The sequence below is a fragment of the Neobacillus niacini genome, from assembly GCF_019749295.1.
Taxonomy (GTDB): domain Bacteria; phylum Bacillota; class Bacilli; order Bacillales; family Cytobacillaceae; genus Neobacillus; species Neobacillus niacini_D.
Map to the genome: position 1 here is coordinate 135,539 of NZ_JACWFG010000011.1, position 25,330 is coordinate 160,868.

General features: G+C 37.6%; 20 protein-coding genes. 14 read left to right on the forward strand and 6 right to left on the reverse strand.

Annotation, left to right across the window (positions count from 1 at the left end):
• The first annotated feature begins 86 nt into the window (after positions 1–86).
• The 9 genes from H0184_RS14555 (at position 87) to H0184_RS14595 (ending at position 9,710) form a co-directional block, all read left to right on the forward strand.
• Positions 87–1,121: a DctP family TRAP transporter solute-binding subunit gene (locus H0184_RS14555; RefSeq protein WP_221826532.1), complete on the forward strand. Its 1,035-nt coding sequence runs from the start codon at positions 87–89 to the stop codon at positions 1,119–1,121.
• A gap of 71 nt (positions 1,122–1,192) precedes the next feature.
• The gene (locus H0184_RS14560) at positions 1,193–1,702 is read left to right on the forward strand and encodes a TRAP transporter small permease (RefSeq protein ID WP_221826540.1); all 510 of its coding nucleotides are present in this window, start codon (positions 1,193–1,195) and stop codon (positions 1,700–1,702) included.
• Position 1,703: 1 nt separating this feature from the next.
• Entirely contained in the window at positions 1,704–2,981 is a 1,278-nt protein-coding gene (locus H0184_RS14565; RefSeq protein ID WP_221826541.1) for a TRAP transporter large permease, read from the forward strand.
• Between the two features lie 103 nt (positions 2,982–3,084).
• Positions 3,085–4,122, forward strand: a complete 1,038-nt coding sequence (locus H0184_RS14570) for a zinc-dependent dehydrogenase (protein ID WP_221826548.1) — start codon at positions 3,085–3,087, stop codon at positions 4,120–4,122.
• A 33-nt stretch (positions 4,123–4,155) separates the two neighbouring features.
• Entirely contained in the window at positions 4,156–4,980 is an 825-nt protein-coding gene (locus H0184_RS14575) for a class I fructose-bisphosphate aldolase (RefSeq protein WP_221826554.1), read from the forward strand.
• A 19-nt stretch (positions 4,981–4,999) separates the two neighbouring features.
• A complete protein-coding gene (locus H0184_RS14580) occupies positions 5,000–6,490 on the forward strand; it encodes a xylulokinase (RefSeq protein ID WP_221826555.1) in 1,491 nt (496 codons plus the stop codon).
• 18 nt (positions 6,491–6,508) lie between these two features.
• A complete protein-coding gene (locus H0184_RS14585) occupies positions 6,509–7,477 on the forward strand; it encodes a 2-hydroxyacid dehydrogenase (protein ID WP_221826557.1) in 969 nt (322 codons plus the stop codon).
• Between the two features lie 35 nt (positions 7,478–7,512).
• Positions 7,513–8,478, forward strand: coding sequence for a ribose-phosphate diphosphokinase (locus tag H0184_RS14590; protein WP_221827171.1), 966 nt, complete (start codon positions 7,513–7,515; stop codon positions 8,476–8,478).
• Positions 8,479–8,561: 83 nt separating this feature from the next.
• Positions 8,562–9,710, forward strand: a complete 1,149-nt coding sequence (locus H0184_RS14595; RefSeq protein WP_221826559.1) for a glycerate kinase family protein — start codon at positions 8,562–8,564, stop codon at positions 9,708–9,710.
• Positions 9,711–9,762: 52 nt separating this feature from the next.
• Here H0184_RS14595 and H0184_RS14600 read toward each other — a convergent pair whose 3' ends face one another.
• The 4 genes from H0184_RS14600 to H0184_RS14615 form a co-directional block, all read right to left on the reverse strand.
• Positions 9,763–11,775: an alpha-galactosidase gene (locus H0184_RS14600; protein ID WP_221826566.1), complete on the reverse strand. Its 2,013-nt coding sequence runs from the start codon at positions 11,773–11,775 to the stop codon at positions 9,763–9,765.
• Between the two features lie 730 nt (positions 11,776–12,505).
• Positions 12,506–13,606, reverse strand: a complete 1,101-nt coding sequence (locus H0184_RS14605; RefSeq protein ID WP_221826568.1) for a GerAB/ArcD/ProY family transporter — start codon at positions 13,604–13,606, stop codon at positions 12,506–12,508.
• Between the two features lie 20 nt (positions 13,607–13,626).
• The gene (locus H0184_RS14610) at positions 13,627–14,799 is read right to left on the reverse strand and encodes a Ger(x)C family spore germination protein (protein WP_221826570.1); all 1,173 of its coding nucleotides are present in this window, start codon (positions 14,797–14,799) and stop codon (positions 13,627–13,629) included.
• Between the two features lie 19 nt (positions 14,800–14,818).
• The gene (locus H0184_RS14615) at positions 14,819–16,300 is read right to left on the reverse strand and encodes a spore germination protein (RefSeq protein ID WP_260631582.1); all 1,482 of its coding nucleotides are present in this window, start codon (positions 16,298–16,300) and stop codon (positions 14,819–14,821) included.
• Positions 16,301–16,558: 258 nt separating this feature from the next.
• Here H0184_RS14615 and H0184_RS14620 point away from each other — a divergent pair, with 258 nt between their 5' ends.
• A complete protein-coding gene (locus H0184_RS14620; RefSeq protein WP_260631620.1) occupies positions 16,559–17,782 on the forward strand; it encodes an ATP-binding protein in 1,224 nt (407 codons plus the stop codon).
• Positions 17,783–18,020: 238 nt separating this feature from the next.
• On the opposite strand, the gene H0184_RS14625 is transcribed toward H0184_RS14620, so the two are convergent.
• On the reverse strand, positions 18,021–18,719 hold the full coding sequence (locus H0184_RS14625; RefSeq protein WP_221826578.1) for a hypothetical protein: 699 nt from the start codon (positions 18,717–18,719) through the stop codon (positions 18,021–18,023).
• A 449-nt stretch (positions 18,720–19,168) separates the two neighbouring features.
• Between H0184_RS14625 and H0184_RS27690 the strand changes: the two genes are divergently transcribed.
• Both H0184_RS27690 and H0184_RS27695 read left to right on the forward strand, forming a co-directional pair.
• Positions 19,169–19,300 carry a hypothetical protein gene (locus tag H0184_RS27690; RefSeq protein WP_260631583.1) on the forward strand — a complete coding sequence of 44 codons (132 nt, stop codon included), beginning with the start codon at positions 19,169–19,171 and terminating at the stop codon, positions 19,298–19,300.
• Between the two features lie 218 nt (positions 19,301–19,518).
• Positions 19,519–19,653, forward strand: a complete 135-nt coding sequence (locus H0184_RS27695; protein ID WP_260631584.1) for a hypothetical protein — start codon at positions 19,519–19,521, stop codon at positions 19,651–19,653.
• Between the two features lie 177 nt (positions 19,654–19,830).
• Here the strand turns inward: H0184_RS27695 and H0184_RS14630 are convergent, their stop codons facing one another.
• On the reverse strand, positions 19,831–21,255 hold the full coding sequence (locus tag H0184_RS14630) for a YncE family protein (RefSeq protein WP_221826579.1): 1,425 nt from the start codon (positions 21,253–21,255) through the stop codon (positions 19,831–19,833).
• Positions 21,256–21,635: 380 nt separating this feature from the next.
• Here H0184_RS14630 and H0184_RS14635 point away from each other — a divergent pair, with 380 nt between their 5' ends.
• The gene (locus H0184_RS14635) at positions 21,636–23,426 is read left to right on the forward strand and encodes an ABC transporter ATP-binding protein (RefSeq protein WP_260631585.1); all 1,791 of its coding nucleotides are present in this window, start codon (positions 21,636–21,638) and stop codon (positions 23,424–23,426) included.
• Complete coding sequence (locus H0184_RS14640; protein WP_260631586.1) at positions 23,423–25,213, forward strand: ABC transporter ATP-binding protein; 1,791 nt, start codon at positions 23,423–23,425, stop codon at positions 25,211–25,213. The genes H0184_RS14635 and H0184_RS14640 overlap by 4 nt, the downstream gene beginning before the upstream one ends.
• The last annotated feature ends 117 nt before the right edge of the window (positions 25,214–25,330 follow it).

The following is a 25,330-nucleotide window of genomic DNA, read 5'->3' on the forward strand; positions in this document are numbered from 1 at the left end:
AATTGAACGGATAGCGAATATTCTTTTTTTATAAACCAAAGAGAAAGCGCTATCAAAATACAGTCGAAAATAAGGGGGAAAAACAATTGAAAAAGTTTTTATCAGTGGTTTTGGCAATGGTTCTCTTACTGGCAGTATCAGCTTGCAGCAGTACAACGAGCGGTGAAGAAAAATCGAGCTCTGGCAAGAAGGTAACATTTACACTATCTACACCAGATCCTGATGAAGCTTCGGTATCTGTAGCTGCAAAAGAATTTGCAAAGGTTGTAGCGGAAAAAAGTAATGGTTCTATCGAAATAAAGGTACATCCAAATGGAACTCTTTATGGCGGCGACCCATCTGCTGCCGTTAAACAATTAGGGGCAGGAAGCCTAGATATGCTTGTATTATCAACCTCACTATATGCAAACTTTATACCTGAATTTAGTGCAATTAGTATCCCTTACTTATTTGATGACAAAGATCAATTCGTTTCATTCTTAAATAGCGACCTTGGCGGAGAGCTTTTAAGTTCCGTTTCTGAACTGGACATTCAAGGATTAGGTTACTGGACTCGTGATTTCAGACAAATTACTAACTCAAAGAATCCGATCACAAAACCGGAAGATTTAGAAGGAGTAAAATTACGTGTACCTAATAATCCATTGTGGGTTGAGTTTTTTAAAGGGTCAGGGGCGGTAACCACTCCGATGGACTTTGCAGAAGTTTACAACGCTTTACAATTAAAAACGATTGATGGCCAAGAAAACCCAATTGGTGTTGTAACATCTGCGAAAATATATGAAGTACAAAAATATCTAACGTTGTCAAACCATATGGCTGATGGCTGGGTAGTCGGTATCAACCAAGCGAAGTTTGATAAATTATCAGAAGAGCAGCAAAAAATCTTAACGGAAGCCTCTAAAGAAATTCAAGGCTGGGCTTTAGATTATGATACTGAGGAAGCAAAAACCGCTGTTGAATTCCTTGAAAAAGAAGGAGTTAAGGTTAATGAGTTAACGAAAGAACAGCAAGAGCAATTCGTGGAGGTTTCAAAGAAAGCGTATCCAACCTTTAAGGGCTTAGTTAAGAATGATGAATTCTTTGGAAAATTATTAGAGTTCGTTGGGAAAAGTGAATAAATAACCGAAAGTAAGGCGGTGGCCATTGTTTGAGCAATGTCCGCCGCACAATGAACTAAAGGAGCAATGCGATGGTGAAGGGTGAGAAGAGTATAGTAAAAAGCTTTTTCCTGGTCTTTAATAAGATAACCGATACATTAGCATCCTTGTCCTCTGCTGCAATTTTTGTAGTTGTCATGTGGCAAATAATTGGTAGATTAATAGGGCATCCTGCGCCATGGACAGAAGAGTTAACTCGGTTTATCTTTATTTGGTTGATATATTTAGGAATCGGAATTGGGTTTCGAAAAGCAGAATCTGCAAGAGTTACGCTGCTTTTAAAGTATTTTCCACGATTCATTCAAAAAGGATCAATATGGATTTATATGATTGCAACGATTGGATTCTTTCTATTCATGTTCGTCTTAGGAATTGAGTTAATGTCACAGCAATTTAGTACCAATGAAAAAAGCTCTGTTTTATTATTACCGATGTGGTTAATAGGGCTCTGCATTCCTTTTTCAGCGGTAACAGGGATAGTAAATACTATCCAATCATTCCTATATGACCGATCACTACTTGAAGAGGAGGTGAAGCAATAAAATGTCTATCTTTCTATTAATCTTGTTTTTCATATTAATGTTTATCGGCATTCCTATTGCTACATCCCTTGGTATAGCAGTTGTCGGGACTATACTTATTTTCACGGATGTACCTATCAGTATCGTAATTCAGTCGATGTACAGTTCAATGAATAGCTTTCTTATGGTCGCTGTCCCTTTGTTCATATTAGCAGGTATGATCATGGATGAAGGCGGGATAGCCGAGAGGATTTTTGACTTTTCTAAGAGCATTGTCGGTTGGATGACAGGTGGACTTGGTCAGGTTAATATCCTAGCCAGTCTGATCTTTGCGGGCATGGCTGGATCATCCGTAGCTGATATAGCTAGTACGGGGCGTTTAACGACAAATGCAATGACACGTAATAACTACCCATTAAGCTATGCAGCTGCAGTAACACTGATTACATCAGTTCTTGCAACAATAGTACCGCCTAGTATTTTAATGATTGTAGCTGCATCAACAGCAGGCGTTTCAATTGGTGCCGCACTTGTTGGCGGACTTATACCAGGAGTAATCATTGCTGTTGTTTATATGATATACAATTACTTCTATTGCAAAAAGCATAATTACGGTATTAAACAGAAATTTGAATGGAAGACCCTTGGAAGAGAATTTGTCCGGGCATTTCCTGCATTACTTGCGCCAGTGATTCTTCTTTTAGGCATATTAAGTGGATATTTTACCCCAACAGAAGCAGCAGGTATTTGTGTATTGTATATGTTGTTTATTGCACTTTTTGTTTACAAGGGGTTAACCTTCAAAAAGCTGCCGAATATCTTCTTTAAAACGGCAAGTCTTACAGGGACTATACTTTTCATTGCCGTAACGGCTAAAGCTGCAGGCTGGGTTTTTGAATATGATGGCCTGCCAGCAAGAGTTGCCCAATTTATCGGAGGGGTTAGTGATAGTCCCCTTGTCATCATGTTAATGCTGTTTGTTTTCTTAATTATTGTAGGAATGTTCATGGATGCAACAGCCGCAGTCTTTATCCTTGTACCGATTTTAATGCCAACCGTTGTAACCGTTGGAATTGATCCTGTATTCTTTGTGATATTCCTTGTTGTGCTTCTGTCTATTGGTTTAGTTACACCTCCAATTGGTGTTTGTTTATACGCAACGTGTAACATTACCGGACTAAAAATTGAGGAACTAAGTAAAGCTACATTACCATGGTTAGCTGTTACCTTTGCTATCCTTTTAGCATTCGTCTTTTTTCCACAGATTATCACCATCCCAATTGGTTGGTTTGATTTATAAAAATAGAGGTAGGAAAAAATTCTTCTATTTTTTTTAATAAAGTATGAAGGAAATTACCACCACGACGTATAATATAATTATAAAGGAAATGGAGTGAGGTGTAATGAAAGCAGCAGTTTTTCATGGACCAAATGAATTAAGACTCGAAGAGGTGCAGAAACCAGTCATTAACGGGGCTGAGGTGCTACTCCGGGTTAATGCAAGTGCTGTTTGTGGCACAGATGTCCGTATTTTTGAAGGGAAAAAGACAAAGGGCGTTCGAACACCATCAATTATTGGTCATGAGCTTGTAGGCACGATTGAAGAAGTTGGCGAAAATGTGAAAGATTTTTTCGTTGGTGATCGAGTAGGGGTTATGCCGGTTATTCCCTGTAGAAAATGCTATTACTGCCTGAATGGAAGGGAAAATGTTTGTGCAAACCGTACAGCTATTGGATATGAGTTTGATGGTGGTTTTGCAGAATATGTGAAAATTCCTGGTGCTGCTGTGGAATCGGGTAATCTTGTGAAAATTCCTGATCATATCTCGTTTGAACAAGCAGTTGTAACCGAACCGCTTGCTTGCTGTCTCAATGGCCAAAGGAAGGCGAATGTCAAAATGGGAGACGTTGTAGTCATTATTGGTGGCGGTCCTATTGGTTTAATGCATGTTCAGTTAGCGAAAATCGCTGGTGCAAAGTCTGTTATTTTAAGTGAACCAATTGAACATCGTCGTGATAAAGCACTTCTTGCAGGTGCCAATCTTGCTGTAAACCCTAATAATGAATCACTACACGATATCGTGTTAAGTGAATCAGATGGGCTTGGAGCAGACGTTGCGATAATGGCGATTGGAGTTCCGTTCTTAGTCAATTCAAGTATAAATCTACTGAAAAAAGGCGGTACCTTAAACTTATTTGCAGGGTTTACAAAAGGGGTATTATCTGAAGTTGACCCAAATATCATTCATTACAATGAAGTGAATGTTAATGGGACTTCGGCTTTAACTAGAGCCGATTACCACAAGGCGCTCTCTCTGATTGCTTCTGGCCAAATAAATACTGATGTTTTAACCACAACCGGTTATACACTAGATGATATCGAGCAAGCGATATTGGATGTCCGCAATGGCAATGGTATGAAGTCAGTTATTACACTATAAAACTATAAAAAATATGAATTGGAGTGTTTTATTATGGCATTTTTAGGTAAAGAAATTCGCATGAGTCGTCTATTAAATCAGGAATCTGGGAAGTTATTAGCTGTTGCGGTAGACCAGGCAATGGCACGGGGGATTTTTGAAGAATTAATGCCAATCGAACGTAAAGTAAGTGAGATTGTGGCAGGAGGGCCTGATGCCATTACCATGCATAAAGGGATTGCTGATTTGTGCTTCCGTCCACATGCTGGTAAAGCGGGCTTTATCTTAAAATGCTCAACCTTCTCGCCATGGCAGCCTAACTATGATGCATGGGTTACAGAGGTTGATGAAGCAGTCCGTCTAGGAGCTGATGCCGTATCAATGGGATGTATCGTTGGTGGTGATGATCAGCCGGAACAGCTTCGTAATCTTGGGATAATTGCGGGTCAGGCGGCAGCAAATGGACTGCCAATGATTGCTCATATTTATCCTAGAGGAAATCAAATTCCTGAGAATGAGAAGAATGATTGGAGACATGTTGCTTATGCAGTTCGTGCTGGAGCAGAACTTGGAGTAGATATTGTCAAAACGAAATATACTGGAAATCCAGAAACGTTCCATAAGGTTGTTTCCTCAACCCCAGGTAAGGTTGTCGTTGCGGGCGGAGACAACGGAAATAATATCGAAGACTATTTCCAAATGGTTTATGATGTAATCGATGCTGGTGGAACAGGAATAACATTTGGTAGAATAGTATGGAATAATCAGAATCCTACAGCAGTTGTCAAAGCGTTTAAAAATATTATTCATAATAAAGGAACTGTGCATGAAACACTAGAGCTTTATAACGAATTAATCAATCAACCAGCAAACGTATAATAAAAATAGGTGGTAAATCATGTCTCATGTAATCGGGATTGATATTGGAACAAGTGGGATAAAAGTCGGTGCCATGAATAAAGAAGGAGTATTGGGATACCTCGAGTATCAACCATACTCCCTTCTTTACCCCCAAAAGGGCTGGGTAGAAATCGACCTCGAGGAAATTTGGTGTAAGACAAAAACGATGCTTTCGAAAGTATGGTATCAAGTAGAAGCAGCAGGCTCTGTGGATGCAATTTCCCTTTCAACCTTTTGTAATTGTTCGGTGTTTTTAAATGAAAAGGGTGTGCCTCTATACCAAGGAATTATGTATTTAGACCAAAGAAGTAAAGCAGAAGCAGAATGGATTAAGCATGTAGTTGGAGAAGACCTACTAGACTTGGTAACGAAGAATCGATTAGAACAAGGAATGTATACGATTACAACACATTTGTGGTTTAAGAATAACCATCCTGATTTATATGAGAAAACGTATAAGTGGGGAAATCTATCGACGTTTATTTTGCATAAACTGACTGGATGCTTTGTGATGGATTGGACTCAAAGCTCCTTCTCTGGAATGTATGATATAGAGAATTATCATTGGTCTTCAGACATTTATGAAAAGGTGGGTATAAATAGCGATAAACTTCCAGATGTCGTTGATCCTAGTTCGATTATTGGTGATTTGTTGATGCCTGAGCTTTCTTCCAAAGGTATTCCCGTCGTAGCTGGCGCTGCGGATACAGCATGCTCTACTTTGGCTTTGGGAATTGTGGAAAATGAAATGTTTGAATCTGTTGGTACATCTAACGTATTAACGGTTTGTACCAATCAGCCCAATATTTTAGATAAGCGATTTTTGAATCGATGCCATATTATTAAAAACCGCTGGTTATCCCATGGGGCTATGTCATTTCCTGGTGCTTCTATTCAATGGTTTTACGAGGAGTTTTTGAAGCCGGAAGGTCACTCTAAAGCTATTTTTGCAGATTTATATAAACAATCAGCAGCGGGTGCTAACGGTGTATTTTTCCTACCTTATATGCAAGGTGAACGATCGCCTATTTGGGATCCTGATGCAAGAGGTGTCTTCGCAGGAATTCATTTGAACACATGCAAAGCTGATATGTTTCGTGCCATTTTAGAAGGCTGCTCATTTGGTCTACGGCAAATCCACGAAATTATTGAGACGAAATATCAACTTGAACTTGAAAGGTTTCCTTCCATAGGTGGCGGAGCTAAAAACAAGGAATGGGCACAAATCAAGGCGAATGTTCTAAACAAGAATATTCATATTAAGGACATTTGCGAAACCGGAGTATTAGGAGCGTGTATTATGGCAGGCACAGCGGTTGGTTATTTTTCTTCACTAGAAAGTGCTGCAAAAGAAATAAGTAACCACACACTGTTTTCGGTAGAACCTGAGGTTGAGCAACTTGGCATTTATGATGAATTATATCAGGTATATAAAGAGCTATATCCGTCTTTAAAACAATTCTTTGCTTTAAGTGCCAGGAAAAGCTAGAAAGGTAGTGGTGAATACTTGAAAAAGAGGGTTTATATAACTAGAAAGCTGCCATACGAAATCTTGGATATACTTTTAAGTCAGTTTGATGTGAGAATGTGGGAGGAGGAATATATCCCTGTTCCAAAGGATGTCCTATTGAAGGAAATAGAAGATGTGGACGGTCTTTTTTGTCTATTAACTGATACGATTGATGAAGAGGTTTTAGAACATGCACCGAATTTAAAAGTCATTAATAATCTAGCAGTTGGATATAACAATATTGATATTCAAGCAGCATCCATGAGGGGTATCATTGTTACCAACACTCCAGGAGTTCTCAATGAAACTACTGCAGATTTAACGTTCACTCTTTTAATGGCTGCAGCAAGAAGAGTTGTGGAAGCATCTGATTTTTTACGGAGCGGTAAATGGGGGGCGTGGTCCCCAATGCAGTTAACGGGTCAAGATATTCATGGAAGTACCATAGGAATTATTGGATTAGGCAGAATTGGAGAGGCACTTGTCAAACGAGCAAAAGGATTTGATATGAATGTTCTCTACTATAATCGGACTCGTAAGCTTGACAAAGAAAAAGAGTTAGAGATTCAATACGCAGAACTAAAGGATTTGTTACAGCAATCCGATTTTATCTGTATCCTTCTTCCTTATAGTACAGAGGTACATCACCTTATTGGAAAGCAAGCATTATCCCTCATGAAGAAAAATGCTATCTTAATCAATTCTGCTAGAGGCGGAATTGTCGATGAGGAAGCTTTGTATCATGCGTTGAAGGATGGACAGATTTGGGCTGCAGGACTTGATGTTTTTGAACAAGAACCTGTACCGATTGATCATCCCTTACTTTCATTACCGAATGTTGTTACCTTGCCCCATATCGGAAGTGCAAGTGTTAAAACAAGATTGGCAATGGCACATTTAGCTGCGGATAATTTGGTAAATGTGTTAAATGGTAACGAACCGATTTCACCAGTTGTAATAAAATAATGAGATTAGAAAGGCTTTCAAAATTCGAAAACAGCATGGAGGGCTTTGCGGTGGCTTATCAACTAACTAATAGATTTAAAATGTTTACGTTAAATTCAAATCGGAAGTTAGCTACAGAGATGGCACAGCTTTTAGGATGTGAGTTAGGGAAGTGTTCCGTATCTCGTTTTAGCGATGGAGAAATTCAAATTAATATAGAAGAAAGTGTCCGTGGAAGTGAGGTATATTTGGTGCAGTCCACTTCACAGCCTGGAAATGAGTATATTATGGAGCTTCTCATCATGATCGATGCATTGAAGAGGGCATCGGCTAGAACCATCAATGTGGTTATTCCGTATTATGGATATGCAAGACAAGACCGTAAAGCTCGTTCTCGTGAACCGATCACAGCAAAACTAGTTGCAAACCTTTTGGAAACAGCCGGAGCAAATAGAGTTATCACAATGGATCTTCACGCTCCACAAATTCAAGGCTTTTTCGACATACCGGTCGACCAATTATTAGGTGTTCCGATACTTTCAAAGTACTTTGAAAATAAAGGAATGAAAGATGTAGTTGTGGTTGCACCAGATAATGGAGGAGTCGTACGAGCGAGAAAAATGGCTAGCCGTTTACATGTACCTATCGCCTTCATTGATAAACGCCGTCCGCAGCCTAATGTTGCAGAGGTGATGAATATTGTTGGGAATATTGAAGGGAAAAATGCGATTATAATAGATGATTTAATTGATACAGCCGGAACCATTACTTTAGCCGCTAATGCTTTAATTGAAAGAGGAGCAAAGGCAGTGTATGCATGCTGTACTCATCCAGTACTTTCAGGGCCAGCAATTAGTAGAATAGAAGCATCTTCGATTACAGAATTAGTCGTGACCAATTCAATTGAGCTGCCAGAAGAAAAAAAGATAAATAAAATTACTTCATTATCGATTGCCCCGCTCCTTGTTGAAGCGATTGACCGTATTCATAATGAAAAAGCAGTAAGTCCTTTATTTGAATAGAGATAAACGTGTAGATAACTGTGGAACAACTAGTTATCTTGTTTTTTACATAGCTTATAAGGTTGCTATATGAGGTGGTAAGGTTGAATATTTTAGTAGCGATGGATTCCTTGAAAGGAAGTCTTTCCTCAAATGAAGCAAATATGGCTATTGCTGTAGGCTTTTTAAAGGTTAATTCAAAATTTAACATTCAGACGGTGCCTGTTGCAGATGGTGGAGAGGGAACAGTTGAGGCACTTGTTTATTCAACAAATGGACGATTCATTGATACGGATGTAACTGGACCACTAGGTGAGCCGGTAAGCGCAAGATTTGGTATTTTAGGTGATCAGACTACAGCAGTGGTTGAGATTGCTGAGGCATGTGGATTGCCTTTATTAACTGATATACAGCGTAATCCATTGTTTACCACCACTTATGGTGTTGGCGAGTTAATTATGGAAGCAATTAAAAAGGGCTGCAGTGAAATTATTATCGGTCTTGGAGGAAGTGCCACCAATGATGCTGGAATTGGAATGCTTCAAGCACTTGGGTATCAATTTTATAATAAAGCGGGTGCTCGGGTTGGTCTTGGTGGTGTAGAACTTAAGAACATTACTAGAGTAGATGGTTGCAATGTTTCCGAACAAGTTAAACGTGCAAAGTTCCGTGTTGCTTGTGATGTTAATAACCCGTTGTATGGAATGAACGGAGCAGCGTATATTTACGGACCACAAAAAGGAGCTACACCTGATATCGTTAAAGAACTAGATGAAGGACTTGAACACTTTGCGAATATAGTAAATAAGCAGTTCGGGATAGATTTGCAGAATCTTCCCGGTGCAGGAGCAGCAGGTGGATTGGGTGCGGCTTTTGCAGGGTTCTTACAGGCTGAGTTAGAATCAGGAGTGGGATTAATCCTTAATCTCGCTCGTTTTGAAAATAAGCTTCAGGGAGTAGATTTAGTGATCACAGGAGAGGGGAAGCTGGATGGCCAAACCACAATGGGAAAAGCCCCTGTGGGAATTGCCATATTATGCAGAAAGCATGGAATACCAGTGATCGCACTCGCAGGTGATGTATCAGATGGGAATCCTTCCTTGCATGAATCTGGATTAGCCGCTTACTTTTCCATCGTGGACGGTCCAGTTGACCTTAAGTTTGCAATGAAACCAGAGGTTACACGCTCAAATCTTAGAAGAATAGCAGAACAAATTGGCAGGGTTTTAACTTTAGAATTAACCTACAAATAATCATTATTGTTAAAGGAAAGAGTTCGGGGGACATCCCCGAACTCTTTTCTACTTATGAAGCACGCTTAGTTACTAGTTCTATTTCTTTAGTAGATTTAGATTTAATTCTAGCAATTAGAAAAATGAGTGCGATTGCAAGTAATGTAAAGGAAACGATTAAAAGAGCTGTTAACCTTACAGTTGATTGGTCGTCCGAAAGGGCAGCATTTGATTTATTACTTTCACCAATTGCATTGTTAGCACTTACCTTATAGGAATAAGTAACCCCATTTTTGAGTTCCGCGGTCTGATCCACAAAGTTTGGCGCTGGTACATTAGAAGCGATTTGTTCGTATTCGCTGCTAAGTCCAAAGAGACTGCCTTTTTTACGATAGATCGTATAGGAATCTGCACCAAATGTTGGATTCCATGTGAGTGAAACACTATCATTACTTTTCCTGTCTGCTATTACCCAGTCTGTAGCAGCGGGGACAGATGTGCTAGTTGTATTAAAGGAATAGATCCCGATTTGGGTTTCAGCTCCGCCTGAAACAGAGGATACTTTCCAATAGTAGGCAGTATCATGATCAAGATCCTTTACATTAACAGTTGGCAGAGTTTCCATTTGATCAAAAACAATATTTTTCATGCTCACATCTGTTGCGACCTGTATATGATACTTGTCTGTACCTAATTGGGATTCCCAATTTAATGAGAGATTAGAAGGATTAACCTCGGTTGCACCGTTTTCAGGTGAAACAGTTAAAGACGACGCAGGAACCACTTGAATCATACGTGAACCATGAGTGGGAATACTTGCAGTAAATCCGTCCTCCATGCTTCCTAAATCCTGATGACTCCACAAATCACGAACGAATGCGCTTCCCTGAATCCCTAAATCTTTCCATTTGACAGTTACATCTGTGTTGGATTTGCTAGTATTAAAGAGTGCAATGTTGTAAGAGCCATCCGGCAGGCTTTGATAGAATACTTGAGAATCTGATTTTTTATATAGTCTTTTTCCTGCAACACCGCTCTGATTAACACCAAGAATCTCATCATTTGTTAACAGGCTGATTCCGAAATCATCAAGACTTGTCAGATCGTTTCCAATAACAAATTGTGATGCAGCAATTGCCCAAAGTGAAACGTAAGAAAATTTCTCATCTTTTGTTAAACCATCCTTGCTGCCGTTTGCTACATTCAGTGAATCCAAGTCATTCCAGCCACCTGGGCCAGCATGAGGCTGCCACTGGGCAACATCATCGAATCTTCTAACTACCTTTTTCCAAGAGGCAAGGTATGGTGTCCCATAGGCTTCTACGTCATGATCAGTCCGCCAGCCATTGGATAAGCTTTTCCAGGTATCTATGTGTTTAATATCAAGGTTATTGGATAATTCCACATGTATCGGTCTTCCAGTTTTCTTCAGTGCCTTCGCCCACGCCTCGACATCAGCGATATCCTGGTTCCTGACACCGTCAATTTTTAGGTAATCAATCCCGTAGGACGCGAATAGCTTGGCCCAAGAATCGATAAACTCCTGTGCCCCAGGCTTTGAAAAATCGATGGCATACATTTTCTCATAGTTAAAATTCTTCTTTTCCCCTATACTAAAGTCCACAATATCTTTTGCATGATACGGTGTCCCTTCAATCGGTGTATTTTGATCCACCGCTGCCTTTGGAATACCAAGCGTTACATAATAGCCAAACTTCAAATCCTTGCTATGGATATAGTCCCCAAGTGCCTTCATACCATTTGGGAATTTTTTAGGATCAACTGCCCACCTGCCATATTTATCAACATTAGTTCTCCAATCGAGCATATAATAATCATCAAGATTAACATATTGATAGCCGTGAGACTTAAATTTCGCCGCCAATACATCCGCAGCCGCTTTTATTTTCTCTTCTGTTGGATTCCTTCGAATTGAACTCCAGCTGCTCCAACCCATAAACGGACGATCACCGAGCTCATTATAGGAAGAAGCACTTACTTCTTTCGGAACAAAAGTAGAGAAGGTAAAAACACCAGTAAGAGCAATAGAACAGGAAACAAAAGCAGGTAATAGTTTCTTAAGCATAAAAACCTCCTGAAAAAATAGATGAACCACTAAAACTAGAAAGGGAATGTATATAAAAATCCTTTTTAAATTTAGGTTGTTAGTACTATATTAATATAGAAAACCCAAAATTTTAATGAACAATATGTTCCAACTAATATTTCGGTTATATGTATTGCTTATAAAAAATATGTGTTTTAGATAATTGTTGGTTATTAGAACTATGTTGATTTGTGCGGAAGGTGCGAGACTCCTGCAGGAGGACGGGACAGGGGAGACCCCGCAGACGCTTTAGCGTCGAGGAGGCTTCCCGAACCGCCTGCGGAAAGCGAAGCGCCTGGAGCACAAATCAACAGACCAGTTAACAACGCCAAAATAAAAAGCAGTGTAATGTATAAGGATACATAACATTGCTTTTTGTAGGATGGCAATTCATTTATATTTATGGTTATGAATAAAAAAACTTGTTAATTATAGTAAGGGTAATAGTCGAACGACAATAATAGAACTTGCGGGTGAAAGATGTGCTTACAGCAGGAATTTTAATTTTTATTTTAATAAGTACTATTTCTCTAGTTGTTCTAATGGACATTGTACAAGGCCATGATTTATTCGAAGCTTGGTTTAGTCTAAGTAAATTATTAAGGGTAGCTAAAGGAGAAGATTATTTTCTTATTTTGATTTGTTTCATAATATTGGTTCTGCTAATTTTGACTCATATCCGAAAAAGAGAATAACTTTAACAATATTTTTAAGTTATCACATTTTTTATTCTCCCCTTAATTAAGACAGTGAGTAGTAATAAAAGAGGGATGACTATTTGTAATGGAATATGAAGCAAGTACGGTACGATTTCTAGTCCTTCATCTAAGTGATTTTGGTAACTAGGTGCTATCATTATGGACGCTAGTAATATAATTACTCCTATTGAATACGTGGATAGTGCACTAGATTTTATTTTAAACAGAGTGTTCATTCCAATGACTGCACAAAAGAAAAACATGGTTATCTTAATAAATCCTAAGAACACAACTAAAATGATAACAAAAGAATCTAAACGCTGAATAAAACCTGCAATATCTATAAAGCTGGCTGCTTTGAGTGCCGGAAATGAAGATCTTGATAATACGTCCGTTCCTAGTACACAAATTAATAAAAGAATGTTTAAGGTAAAATAGATTCCTGCAAATAGTACTGCCATTATTCCCGTCTTCAATATTTTTGTTTGTTTATTCAAATAGGGGAAGACCATTGAAAGTGTAATTAATTCCCCATAAGGAACGGTTACATTTAGCGGTAGTGATTTAATGATTGGTTTCCATCCATCTGCAAGGATTGGTTTTAGATTTTCGATATGGATTAGATCGGTTATGATAAACATAATATTAATAATTAATAAAGTAAGACCAATCAATAAAAAACAGATACATGCTACCCTAGCAAATACTTCAAATCCGAAATTTACCGTGTAGATTAAGGTAAGCATCATACAAATACCAACAACCGTGATTGAAGTTTTGTAATAAGCAGAATTAATCAGTATTTCTTCAATATCTCGTAAAACTCTTGATGCTATATAAATAAAATAAATAATATAAAAATAACTAATAATACTTCCTAGGAACTTACCCCAAATTTTCCTTACATATTCTGTTAGGGGAAGAGTAGGAAATCTCTTATGAAGTTGATAGTATATCGTAAATAAAATTAATCCAGCAAAAGGTGAGATAAGGGTTAGAATCCAGGCATCTTGTTTTGCTCCGCTGCCAATATCTAAAAAAATGGTGGTCCCAAATAAAAAAAGGACGATTAAGCAGAAAAGTTGATACCCATCAATTTTCACATTAGACATAGCTGTTTACCTCTTTGTTGTTATTTAGGTTCATAGGGATCCGTTACAAGGCCTGAATCATTAATAGAAGCTTTTACCTTAACCTCCACTTTTGCCTTGCTGAAAATGGTGTTCCACTCTTTTTTGTGTTTTTTCCAATAACGAGGATTTTCTTTTGATAGTGAGCTTCCAAATCCAAACACATCCGTTCCTGTACCCTGTGAGATTTGAATAGTTCGTTGTACTTGTCTTATTATTTCTTTTTCTAAATCATTCTCTATATCGGTTAACACTTTTGTGTCAGTTAAGTCTTTATTACAATTTACTTCAGAAATTTCAGTATTTAATGCGATATTGACTTGTAAAGTAGGAAAACGTTTTAAAAGGGTTTTTATATTACCTTTACTTCTTTTAGTAATAAGTGTCATATACTTTTTTTCACAGGGGATAGAAAATGATGTACTATCTAATTCTGATAAAATTAGATTGGCGTTCCGAGCATTTTCTCCATCAAACCAGCCTACCAATTTATCTTTTTTAAATATGGCTAAACCACTAACCTCAATAACAGATGGTTTTATATTATTTAAATTGTCAGTTTGGTTTTTGGATGTTAGTTTTTTATTTAGTTTTATCCCTGGTAATAGCAGGTCTTTTCCTTCACTTGAAAGAGTAGCAATGACTTCATGTGAAGGGATAGTTTTTGAAATCCCATAATATTTTTGATTGTTTTCACTGGTACTTCTAACACTTTTAGTTGGATTTGATTCAAGTGGTTCAACCACCCCGAGTACATTTTCTGCTGAAGTTCCTCTTGCAATAAAAACGGGGAAAGTAGTTTTTGCTTGTTTTCCTCGTTCAAATGCATCAAATATCAAATTTGTTCCTTTTCGTGCCAACTCTTCACTAATGACAATCAGTGATAGGTGTGTAACGTCGTTATCTCTCGGAATAATAATAGATGCTCTTCGATAGGCATCTACTAATGTCTCTCCTTCTGCCGTATAGTTAGAAACGGGTATCCCGGTAGTAGCCCCTGTAGGAGATAATTGACTTGGGTTAATCACTTGGAAAGTAACCCGATATCCATTTTCAATATTCTTAGAGACATCTATTCCCATAGCAATGACAAGACCTAATTGGTTTAACTCCCTATAATTGGAGCAGCCTGGGATTAACATGAGGATGAAGAGCAAAGTGACGAGTTTTTTCATTTGTTACTCCTACTTGAATTCATTTGGTTTTAGTTTCTTTATTACCCTCTGTATCATTCATGTTTATAGAAGTAATCGGGAACCGAATTAAGCTGTCTTTTTGAGCGCCCATTCTGAATGGTGCAAAAGGAGCTACATAAGGCACACCGAATGATCGTAAACTACAAAGATGTACTAGAATACATAAGGTAAGTAATAAAATTCCATAAAATCCTATAAAAGCTGAACTGAAAATTAATAAAAACCGCAAGCCTCTTGCAGTATTTACAATATTTGTATTCGGAAGTGTAAAGCTATTTATAGCTGACGTGGCTACAATGATAACAATGGCAGCTGAAACAAATCCTGCTTCCACTGCTGCTTGACCTAAAATGAGTGCTCCAACAATGGAAACGGCTGGACCGATTGCTCTGGGCATCCGAACGCCAGCCTCTCTTAGAACTTCAAAGGCTAGTTCCATCAGTAATAATTCAATGATGGCAGGAAAGGGAACTCTTTCTCTCTGTGCCATTAACGTAACCATTAAGGTAGTAGGGATTAACCCTTGATGGTGTGTAATTAAAGCTAAATATACGGCGGAGGCATACATATTCAATAGGAAAGAGCCGATCCGAATTAATCGCAAAAAAGAGCTGAATGCATTATTTTCATAGTAATCTTCGGGAGATTGAAAAAACTGAATGAGAAGAACAGGTAAGATTAAGACAAATGGTGTTCCTTGGATAATAATAGCAATTTTGCCTTCTAATAAATTCGCAGCCACTACGTCAGGTCTTTCAGAACTTTGCATAAGAGGGAAGAGTGTCTTCCTGTTGTCTCGAACTGCTTCTTCTATATAATTAGCTTCAAGTATGCTGTCTATATTTATCTTTTCTAGCCGTGACATTACTTCATTGACTATGCTGATATCTGCATTCCCCTGTATGTACATAATCCCGACATCTGTTTTTGTTACATTTCCTACTTTTGTTAGTTTAAGCCTTAATTTAGCATTTTGAATTCTAGACCGAACCAATGATATGTTTGTACTAATATTCTCTGTAAAGCTATCCTTTGGACCTTTAATAACCGTTTGGGTAGTTGGTTCAGTGATAGAACGGGATTGAATCTTTTTTGTACCTAAAGTGATTGCTTTTGGGGAGTCATCGACCAAGATTACTGTATCTCCGGCTAAAATATTTTCTAAAAGATCTGACCAATTGAATATAAATTCGATAGAGGCTACAGATAAAATCTGAACAATTTTGTCTGCTAACTCTTTAGTACTTTTAAAGGGATGATTTTCTTTATTAAGTTGAATAATTGGGCTGATCACATTTTCATTAATGCTTTGATCGTCAACAATGCCTTCTATATGTATGATCGCTACGTTTTTAGCGGAAACATTGAGTCTTCTAATTGACAAGTCGTCACTTTTCCCAAGTGCCATTTCCAGTTTTTCGATGTTTTCCTCTACATTCTCGCTAAGTGGAATTATGTGATTGTGATTCTCACCAGACAAGGAAAATCCCCCTTTCGAGAAAAATTTACTAAACAATATTATTTTTTCCAGGAATAACTTAATTATGATTAATTATTTCTAGAGGGAAAAAAAAGAGGTGAATAGAAGAACTGAATATTGAAGTGTGAAGGGATTTTCAGTTATGTAAAAAAAGAAATACAGATATGTATAAAATTCCAATACTGTAGTAAAATATATTTTTATGTGTAATTTTTTGTCTAACACTCTTACGAAAGGAGTATAACCTTGATAGAATCATTGCTTTTAAATTTTCTTTTTCTACTTTTTCCGGTTTTAACTTTTCTAATATTCTTTGAAAGCAGGTTCCATACCTATAATCAATACTTTCTTACACTCCTTTCATCTATTTCAATGGTTTTGTGTATGGCATTTCCTATAAGATTAGAAATCGGCTTTATCTTTGATTTACGCTATATCCCTTTTTTACTAATTGCTCTTTTTGGAGGATATAAGTTTACGTTCCCACTATTTATAATCTTAAATGGTTACCGGTTTTTAGTAGGCGGCGAAGGAACAATCCATTCGCTTATTTTTGCTTCTGTTATTTTTATAATCGTCCCAATCTTACATAAATGGTTTATGAAACAAAGTACAAAGAAACGAATCTGGAGTGCCGTAATGGCCGCTATTCTGACTATGCTTATGTACCTGACAATCTTAGGAATAGTAATGCCAGTATTGAATAGGGAATTCTGGACATTAACCATCAATGCTTTAACTACTTATGCTGTTGTCATGTTCATCATCATGATTTTAATAGAGCAAATACATGCTAATATTAAGAAGCGTGAATCAACGCAGCAGTCGGAAAGATTTACTATTATTAGTGAATTATCAGCTAGTGTAGCTCATGAAATTAGAAATCCACTTACAGTTACAAATGGATTTCTGCAGCTTCTAAAAAATTCTCAGAACATTACGCAAGAAGAGAGAAAGTATATTGATTTTTCATTAGTAGAATTAAAACGTGCTGAAAGAATCGTAAGTGACTTTCTAGCATTTGCTAAGCCTCAAAGTGCAAACATGATTTTTTCTAATCTTAAAGAGGAAACAGAATATGTTAAAGACATTATTACCCCCTATGCCAATATGCACCAGGTTGACATCCAATTTAATTTTGTAAACACATTGAATATTAAATATGATAAAAATCAAATGCAGCAATGCTTAATGAATTTATATAAAAATGGAATTGAATCTATGATTGAAAAAGGCGGTGTTCTTTCTATCAATGTAAGAGAAATTAAGAATGACATCGTTATTAAAATCAAGGATACTGGGATCGGCATGACGAAGAAAGAAGTGTTTCAATTAGGAAGACCTTATTATTCTACGAAGGATGAAGGGACAGGTCTTGGCATGTTAATGGTCTATAGTACCATCAATAAAATAAATGGAAAGATTGAAGTACAGAGTGAAAAAGGGAAAGGAACTACGTTCATTATTACTATTCCTGCTTAAATAATGTCAGACATATCGCAGGAGAATAGGAGTTAAACAAATATTAAAAAGACTTAACCCCATGGTTAAGTCTTTTTAATATTTGACATTGCATCATTCTCCTTAAGAGAAGTCTTCGTTTGTATTTAACCTTTCCTAATTATTTTTATATCTATTCTATCGAGAAGGATTAGCCTTTTAATCCTTCGTTTCGATTATCATTTTTTTATGAAATTGTCTATTCCTTTGAGAAAATACTTTAGCCTCCCCTCATGAGAAAAATTGGTTGGTTATGATCACCTGGACCGATAAAATCTAATGCGGCAGGAGAGAATACCATAACTTTTCTTTTAACGCCCTCTAAAAGCATTCGGATCGGATCTATAACTTCAGTATCTTGAAAGACGTGGCCTCCAAAGAATATACTCTTCTTGGCCCTCCTTCCAAAGACAATCAGATTTTTCTTATTACTCGTTTTAACTAAGACACTTTGTTTTGGCTCTTCATGAATTGTCACGGGTACTTTTTCTGTTTCTAACACTACGTCTTCAATTGAAGCAACAATACCTATTTCACGTTTATTTAAAACTAGGACGAATTCATATCCCGCTGCTGTTTTCTTTTGCACAACAGCCGCTTCATCTGTAATAAACGTGACGAAATCCTCAGATTCTTTACTGTGTGAGTTTGGAGAGGTATCCTTTTTCTTGATGACTCGAAAAAATGCTTTTGCGCCAATTTCTTCATCAGAAAAATCAAACGGTTTTATACTCTTTGTAGGTACAAGGTATAAACTATTAACCTTCTCTTTGCTATTTAATTGGACACATAAAGCAACATCTTCGTTCACCACCTTTCCCTCATTGTTGGGGAGCATAGGGACATTCATTTTCATTCCTGGAAATTGAACGAAGATGTAGCTAAAGTTTTTCTTAGGCTGTACATCCAGAAGTCTCATAAACTCACAACCTTTCCGATTAGTTACAAGGGTATTTACCTTGTAAATGTATAATTCAATACCACTTCCTTCTTTCCTGTTAAAGTATGAAGAGTTTTCATCGTCACTTTCTTATGAAAAGCGATGGTTCCTCCCTATAATTGAGCATTTATGAGGAATTCTACTATCGAAAAACAAAGAATAGAAAGTATTTGTCGTTATTTTCGTGTACTTAATAATCTTTACATTTAGGATTAACTAAAGGTTAACAATAATTGATTTTAATCTAATTTACACAATTATTAGTTGAAGTTAAAATATAATTAATAATACGGATTTGTAAGAAAAATCATATTTGTAATTTACAAATATGTTAGTAATGAGTTATTATATATATGTAAATTACATATATAAGTAATAATGAATTTAGTCAGAAAGGCTTATATTTAATTAAGAATGGAGGCATTTTTGTGTGTGAAAAAGAAGAAATTCTGCTTATTAAGACTTCTAGTATTCTTAAGAAAGATACAAGCATGATGAAACTAAACGATATCATTGAAGAATTGGTAAATATTATTGAATCAAATTCCGAGGCAGATTAAAGCTATAGTTAGGGTATGGTTCCAATTATTATTTGAAAAATTTAATTACTTATTGAACTTGTAAGCGTTTTCAAATATAATGTAGATAAGCCACATGACAACTGTGCAAATACTAAAATCATATTCACCTAGAATATCAAAAGGCTTTCGAAGACAACTTAGGACAAACAATAAAATTTATATTGTTGCTTAATTTGTATAGGAGAGGGGATTTGAAAATGTGTACAGGTGCAAAGATGCTAGGTGGTTTGTTTCAATATTATCTAAATTTATCAAATATGGTAAAAGTTGATTACCAAGAACTATCTGACGAAGAACAATGGGAATTAATTGCAAAGACTTTCAAAGTCTGATTCATTTTAATAAGTTAATGCTAATTGGAGCGATTCTCATTCGAGAGTCGCTCATTTATTAATTAAAAAAATGTATTGGTATTTAAGTAAAAGCCCATTTGAGAATTTGCTTTTCTCTCCTGGGCTTTTTAAAGTGGGTATCTAGATATGTTACCTACAAAAAGAGTGGCGTAAAAGTTATGGCCTGAAAAATATCGAACACGGTTGGAGACCAGTTTGGATATCTTCTACCGTTTCTAGTGTGTCTGCATCGAGCAAAAGGATTCGGTCTAGGGTTGCCGCCCATAAACGTCCGTTTTTATCAATCTTAAGAGAGGACAAATATCCGGGGTGAATTTGTTCAGCAAGGACCACAGCACGCTTACTGAGGTCCACCACCACCAATGTCGCGACACGATCACTGTCAACCATCGGTGCATATAATCGGCCGCGGTTGTCATCAAGGCAGAGAAAATTAAGTGGATCAAGCGGCAGCGGAATTGTAGTGCAAGCTCCAGTATGACAATCGATTAGGTGCAGCTGTTTATTTTTTTCGGTTACACACAAGGTATTCATTCTTGACGAAAGTACAGCAGCAACGGGGGATTCCAGAGAACCAACTTTCCGTATTATTCCAGTTGCAGGAAAAATAAAGGAAAGCTCAGCGCCGACGGCTGCCAGTAGTTTTCCGTTGTCAGTCGAGTGCAGCTCCTGTACCCCTTTGACAGGATAGACACCCTCTTGCTTCATGTTTAAGGCGTTTACTATAGCGATGCCCTCGTCACCAAGGGCGACAAATAACTGTTTCCCGTCAGGATGCAGGAAGAAACAATATGGTTCTTTATGTTCCTGAATCTTGAAATGGGTGCTGCTTTGGGTTAGAGTATCGATCTGGACAATTCCTTTGTTGTCCGCCACGTAGACGAATTTCCCGTTTTTGGAAGTATAACAAGAGCCATAATTCCCTTGTGGCAGGACTATTGTGACTTGGGATGTGGCCGCTTCAATACGGAACACACTTGAAAAGCCGTCGTTAGAAACACCGTAAAAAGCTGAACCATCCGGAAGCCAGACCCCGGTGTTAACGGTTTGACCGGTTGGAATTATGTGATCTAACTTGGTTGGGGCGCTACAAAGGAACATGCTCCCCATCTCTTTATTCCCAACTAAGACCGTTTCCTTTGGGAGGGGACGGGATTCCTGTTTTGTTACTGTGGCGAGCAAGGAACTATCTAGAAGAACCAATGATTGGACCTTAAAATCATTAGCGGGAACAGGAAGAATCCCCAATTTGTATGTGTATACTCCTGGCGACGGCACATCGATAAATGAAAAGCTTTGTGAGAGAGGGTACCATTCTTGCTGGTTTCGATTCATTTTGTTTAGACTGATACTTCTGGAACAGACCTGTTCATCGTTACGAAAGACAATTATTAAATAATCCAATTCTATCCCTGAACTAGTTGCAAGGGCTTGGAGAAAAAATTGCACGTCGACCCGTACTAGGTTACCACCGGGAGGTACCTGCACCCCTGGGAGTATTGCCGGCATGATCATTTCTGGCGGGATTGAAATGCCGATTGACGTCCGGGGGGTTTGGCCAAATAACTTAGATGGTCCCATACACCGCCTCCTTTCCCTCCAACATATGAATAGCACTTTATACTTATGCAGGCTAGGAAAATAGAGGTGAAATTATTTTTTTTATAGTTCCAAATAAACAGTGGTATGTGCTATAAGCGGGTATTAAACAATATTTTTATACATAAAAAACAATAATCTTTAACGAACTCTACCAGTCTCTTATTTTGAGAGACTGGTAATTTTATTTATTTACTATCATCTGGTCCCAGTATTTTTATTACAAAAAGAGGAGTAAGGGTATTTAGATTTTTTGATACGTAATCTAAAGCATGATAGTCCATGTAAGATGATGGGGAAATCCATTGTGATTGATTAGAAGGTGGGTTATTCTAAGCATATTCCTTTATGAAGGAGGGGATATGATGAAAGATAAACCTATCTTTAAGGAGCATTTTGTCCTACATAAATGGAGTTATTTGCTGGGCACCAGCCTTTTAACAATCTCCCTTGTTTTGCAATTATTTGTCCCCGTCTTGTTAAAAAAGTTCACAGATGGGCTCCAAAATAAATCCATCCTTGTTTCTGACTTATGGGAGTTGTCACTATGGTTTGTTCTTGTCGGACTCGGCGCTTTTCTTTTTCGTTCTAGCGGGCGGATTTATATATTCAAGATGTCAAGAATCCTAGAGAGGGACCTACGGAGTTCACTGTTTTCACATTGGGAGAAACTGCAGGCAGAATATTATCAAAACCAGCGGATTGGCAATCTAATGGCTCATGCCGTAAACGATGTCAATATCATGAGGCAGATTGTCATGCAGGGATACTTTCAGATGGTAGAAGCGGCGGTACTCATTTCAATTTCTGTTTTCATGATGGCTAGTACGATCCATCTTTATTTAACGTTGCTAGTCCTCCTGCCTTTACCTGGACTAACGTACATTGCTTATCGTTTCCGTTCAAAGATTCAACTGCATTCATTGAAAGTACAAGAAGCGATTGGAACTTTAACAAGCAGGGTGCAGGAATTTTGTTCTGGAATCAGTGTTATTAAAACGTATAATCAAGAGCAGGAAGAACACAAGAAGTTTACTGACGATAATCAGAGCAATGTGGAGGTAAATAAACAGTTAATCCGTGCCAATTCACTATTTACCTCATTAAGTTCAGGTATTGTTGGACTAAGTTACTTAATTTCTATCGTATTTGGTTCTATTTTAGTGATGAGAAGTACCATTTCTCTTGGAGATTTTGTTGCTTTTAATACGTATTTGTCATTGTTAATTGCTCCGATTGAAAATATAGGGAAAGTCATTAACCTTCTCCAGCAGGGAAAAGCTGCGGATAGTCGAATCCGTCTTGTTTTATCCACAGAACCTACGATTAAAGACGAAGCAGGGATTACTCCCATTTCATCTTTTCAAGGGGCAATAAAAATTAATAATTTATCGTTTAACTATCAAAAAAGTAAAGAGAATGTACTAACAAATATCAATGTTTTCATCCCCGAAGGAACGAGTTTGGCCATTGTCGGTAAAGTAGGAAGCGGAAAATCAACCTTAGTCAATTTGCTCTTACGTTTATACAATCCTCCAAAAAATTCAATTTACATTGACGAACACGATATTCGAGATATTCCATTAAAAACTCTTCGAGCATCCGTTGCCTACGTACCGCAAGACAACTTTTTATTTTCCTCATCAATAAAAGAGAATATTGCCTTTGATCCTAATCCTTATCAAGATGAGCAGATTCTTCAAGCAGCAAGGCAGGCCCATGTTTATGAAGATATTATGCATCTCCCAGAAAAATTTGAGACTGAGTTAGGAGAAAGAGGGCTTTCTTTATCAGGAGGACAGCGGCAGCGCGTTAGTATTGCAAGAGCATTGATAAAACCTTCTCCTATTATCATTTTTGATGACAGTCTTTCAGCCGTTGATTCTAAAACAGAAAGTAACATATTGAATACACTGCGATCCCAAATGAAAAGTCGCACAACCATCATTATTAGCCACCGAATTTCTACGATTCAAGAAGCCGATCAAATTATTGTATTAGATAAAGGGGAAATTGTCGAAAGGGGCACACATCAATCTCTATTGAAGCAGAATGGTATTTATAAAAAGATGTATACCCAGCAAACAACGGAAGTTTCCAGTCAATCCCTTAATGGAAGCAAGATATTCCTGAAGAAAAGGAGGAGATCATGATTCGGAAAAATACTAAGGGAAAACAGTCTGCTATGGGTGACTCTCAATTATTAAAAGGCATGCTGATGTTTGCAAAACCCTATCGGAAACTCCTTTTCTTTTCCCTTCTGTTGACAGGATTTATTGTCATTGCCAGTTTAGCACAGCCATTTATCATTAAATTAGCCATTGATACTTACATTAAGATGAATGACTATCAGGGAATGATGTACTTAGGCATCATCTATTTCATTCTAATTATGGTTTCTTCTATCTGTACGTATTATCAAAATAACACCCTTCAATTTACAGGCCAGTATGTGATCTATGATTTTCGCCAAGCCATTTTTAAGCAGTTTTCCATCATGGAAATGGCTTTTTTTAGAAAACATCCTATTGGAAGATTAGTGACAAGGATTACTCACGATGTTGAATCGCTTAACCAACTCTACTCCCAGGTGATAGTGAACCTTGTTAAGGAAGTGCTGATCCTAATTGGTATCATTGCTCTTATGTTCTATATGAGTGTAAAACTTACGTTAATTTGTTTTTTAGTTATTCCAGTTATCGCCGTTGTAACGTTTTATTTTAAACGGGTATTGCGTAATACACAGAGGAAGTTAAGGAGTATTCTCTCAAAACTACTTTCCTACTTAGCGGAAAATCTTTCCGGCATGAGTGTGATTCAACTATTTGCCCGCGAAGGAAAACAGCTGGAACTTTTTAATGAATTAAATGAGGAGCATTACCGAGCAGGGATGCGTCAAACGGTTATCAATTCGATTTTTAATCCTTCGATCGGTTTATTTGGAAATATTTCGCTTGCGCTTTTAGTTTGGTATGGGGGTAGAAGTGTAATGGACGAAACCCTTACCTTTGGTACCGTGTATGCGTTTACGCATTATGTCAGGCAGTTTTTTGAACCCCTTAGAGGATTAGCAGACAGGTTTAATCAAATACAAGCCGCTCTGGCATCCGCAGAGCGAATATTTGAGACGTTAGAAACGAAACCATCGATTGTAGACCCTGTACATCCAAAGGACCTTCCGGAAAAAGTTGAGGGCAATATTGTATTTAACCATGTTTGGTTTGCTTACAAAGAGGAAGAATGGGTATTAAAGGATGTTCATTTTCGGATAAATCAAGGTGAAACCGTGGGAGTTGTTGGTGCAACGGGTGCAGGGAAAAGTTCAATTATTTCACTCATCAATCGGTTTTATGACTATCAAAAGGGGAGTATCACGCTTGATGGTGTAGACATTAAAGAGGTGCGCATACATGACCTTAGGAAGCACATCGGAATCATCCAGCAAGATGCATTTGTTTTTTCAGGCACCGTCTTTGATAATATTCGTTTGAACCATAAACACGTTTCGGATGCAGAGATCATCCGAGGTGCAAAAGCTTTGAAAATCGATTCTTTTTTCCGAATGCTGCCCGAGGGGTATGAAACCATGCTGGGAGAGGAAGGCACGGTCTTATCAGCGGGACAAAAGCAGCTTCTTTCCTTTTTACGTGCCATGATTGCGGATAATGATGTCCTTATCCTTGATGAAGCGACCGCCAATATTGATACCGAAACCGAAACAGCGGTTCAAATAACCTTAAAAGAAATGTCCAAGAATCGAACCACCATTATCATTGCGCATCGACTATCCACCATTCAACATGCAGATAAAATAATTGTTTTAGATAAAGGCAGAATTGTAGAAATGGGTAATCACCAACAGCTGCTCAAAAACCAGTCAGCCTACTATCAATTATGCAAAAACCAGAATAAAGGCCAGCATGCAAAAGTTAACGTATAGGCTTTGTTAAATGAATGAAAATGGAATTTTTTTAGGTAACCAGCGAATGTAGACTAAGCGGAGATTCTCCGGTTAAAAGTAAAGTGGAGCAGGTTTTGGGGAAACTAAGCGGAGATT

Coding starts and splice junctions, on each gene's coding strand:
- H0184_RS14565 (WP_221826541.1), top strand. CDS start 1,704: ATGTCTATCTTTCTATTAATCTTGTTTTTCATATTAATGTTTATCGGC.
- H0184_RS14635 (WP_260631585.1), top strand. CDS start 21,636: ATGATGAAAGATAAACCTATCTTTAAGGAGCATTTTGTCCTACATAAA.
- H0184_RS14640 (WP_260631586.1), top strand. CDS start 23,423: ATGATTCGGAAAAATACTAAGGGAAAACAGTCTGCTATGGGTGACTCT.
- H0184_RS14625 (WP_221826578.1), bottom strand. CDS start 18,719: ATGAGACTTCTGGATGTACAGCCTAAGAAAAACTTTAGCTACATCTTC.
- H0184_RS14570 (WP_221826548.1), top strand. CDS start 3,085: ATGAAAGCAGCAGTTTTTCATGGACCAAATGAATTAAGACTCGAAGAG.
- H0184_RS27695 (WP_260631584.1), top strand. CDS start 19,519: ATGTGTACAGGTGCAAAGATGCTAGGTGGTTTGTTTCAATATTATCTA.
- H0184_RS14605 (WP_221826568.1), bottom strand. CDS start 13,606: ATGTCTAATGTGAAAATTGATGGGTATCAACTTTTCTGCTTAATCGTC.
- H0184_RS14630 (WP_221826579.1), bottom strand. CDS start 21,255: ATGGGACCATCTAAGTTATTTGGCCAAACCCCCCGGACGTCAATCGGC.
- H0184_RS14590 (WP_221827171.1), top strand. CDS start 7,513: ATGGAGGGCTTTGCGGTGGCTTATCAACTAACTAATAGATTTAAAATG.
- H0184_RS14575 (WP_221826554.1), top strand. CDS start 4,156: ATGGCATTTTTAGGTAAAGAAATTCGCATGAGTCGTCTATTAAATCAG.
- H0184_RS14610 (WP_221826570.1), bottom strand. CDS start 14,799: ATGAAAAAACTCGTCACTTTGCTCTTCATCCTCATGTTAATCCCAGGC.
- H0184_RS14560 (WP_221826540.1), top strand. CDS start 1,193: ATGGTGAAGGGTGAGAAGAGTATAGTAAAAAGCTTTTTCCTGGTCTTT.
- H0184_RS14580 (WP_221826555.1), top strand. CDS start 5,000: ATGTCTCATGTAATCGGGATTGATATTGGAACAAGTGGGATAAAAGTC.
- H0184_RS14600 (WP_221826566.1), bottom strand. CDS start 11,775: ATGCTTAAGAAACTATTACCTGCTTTTGTTTCCTGTTCTATTGCTCTT.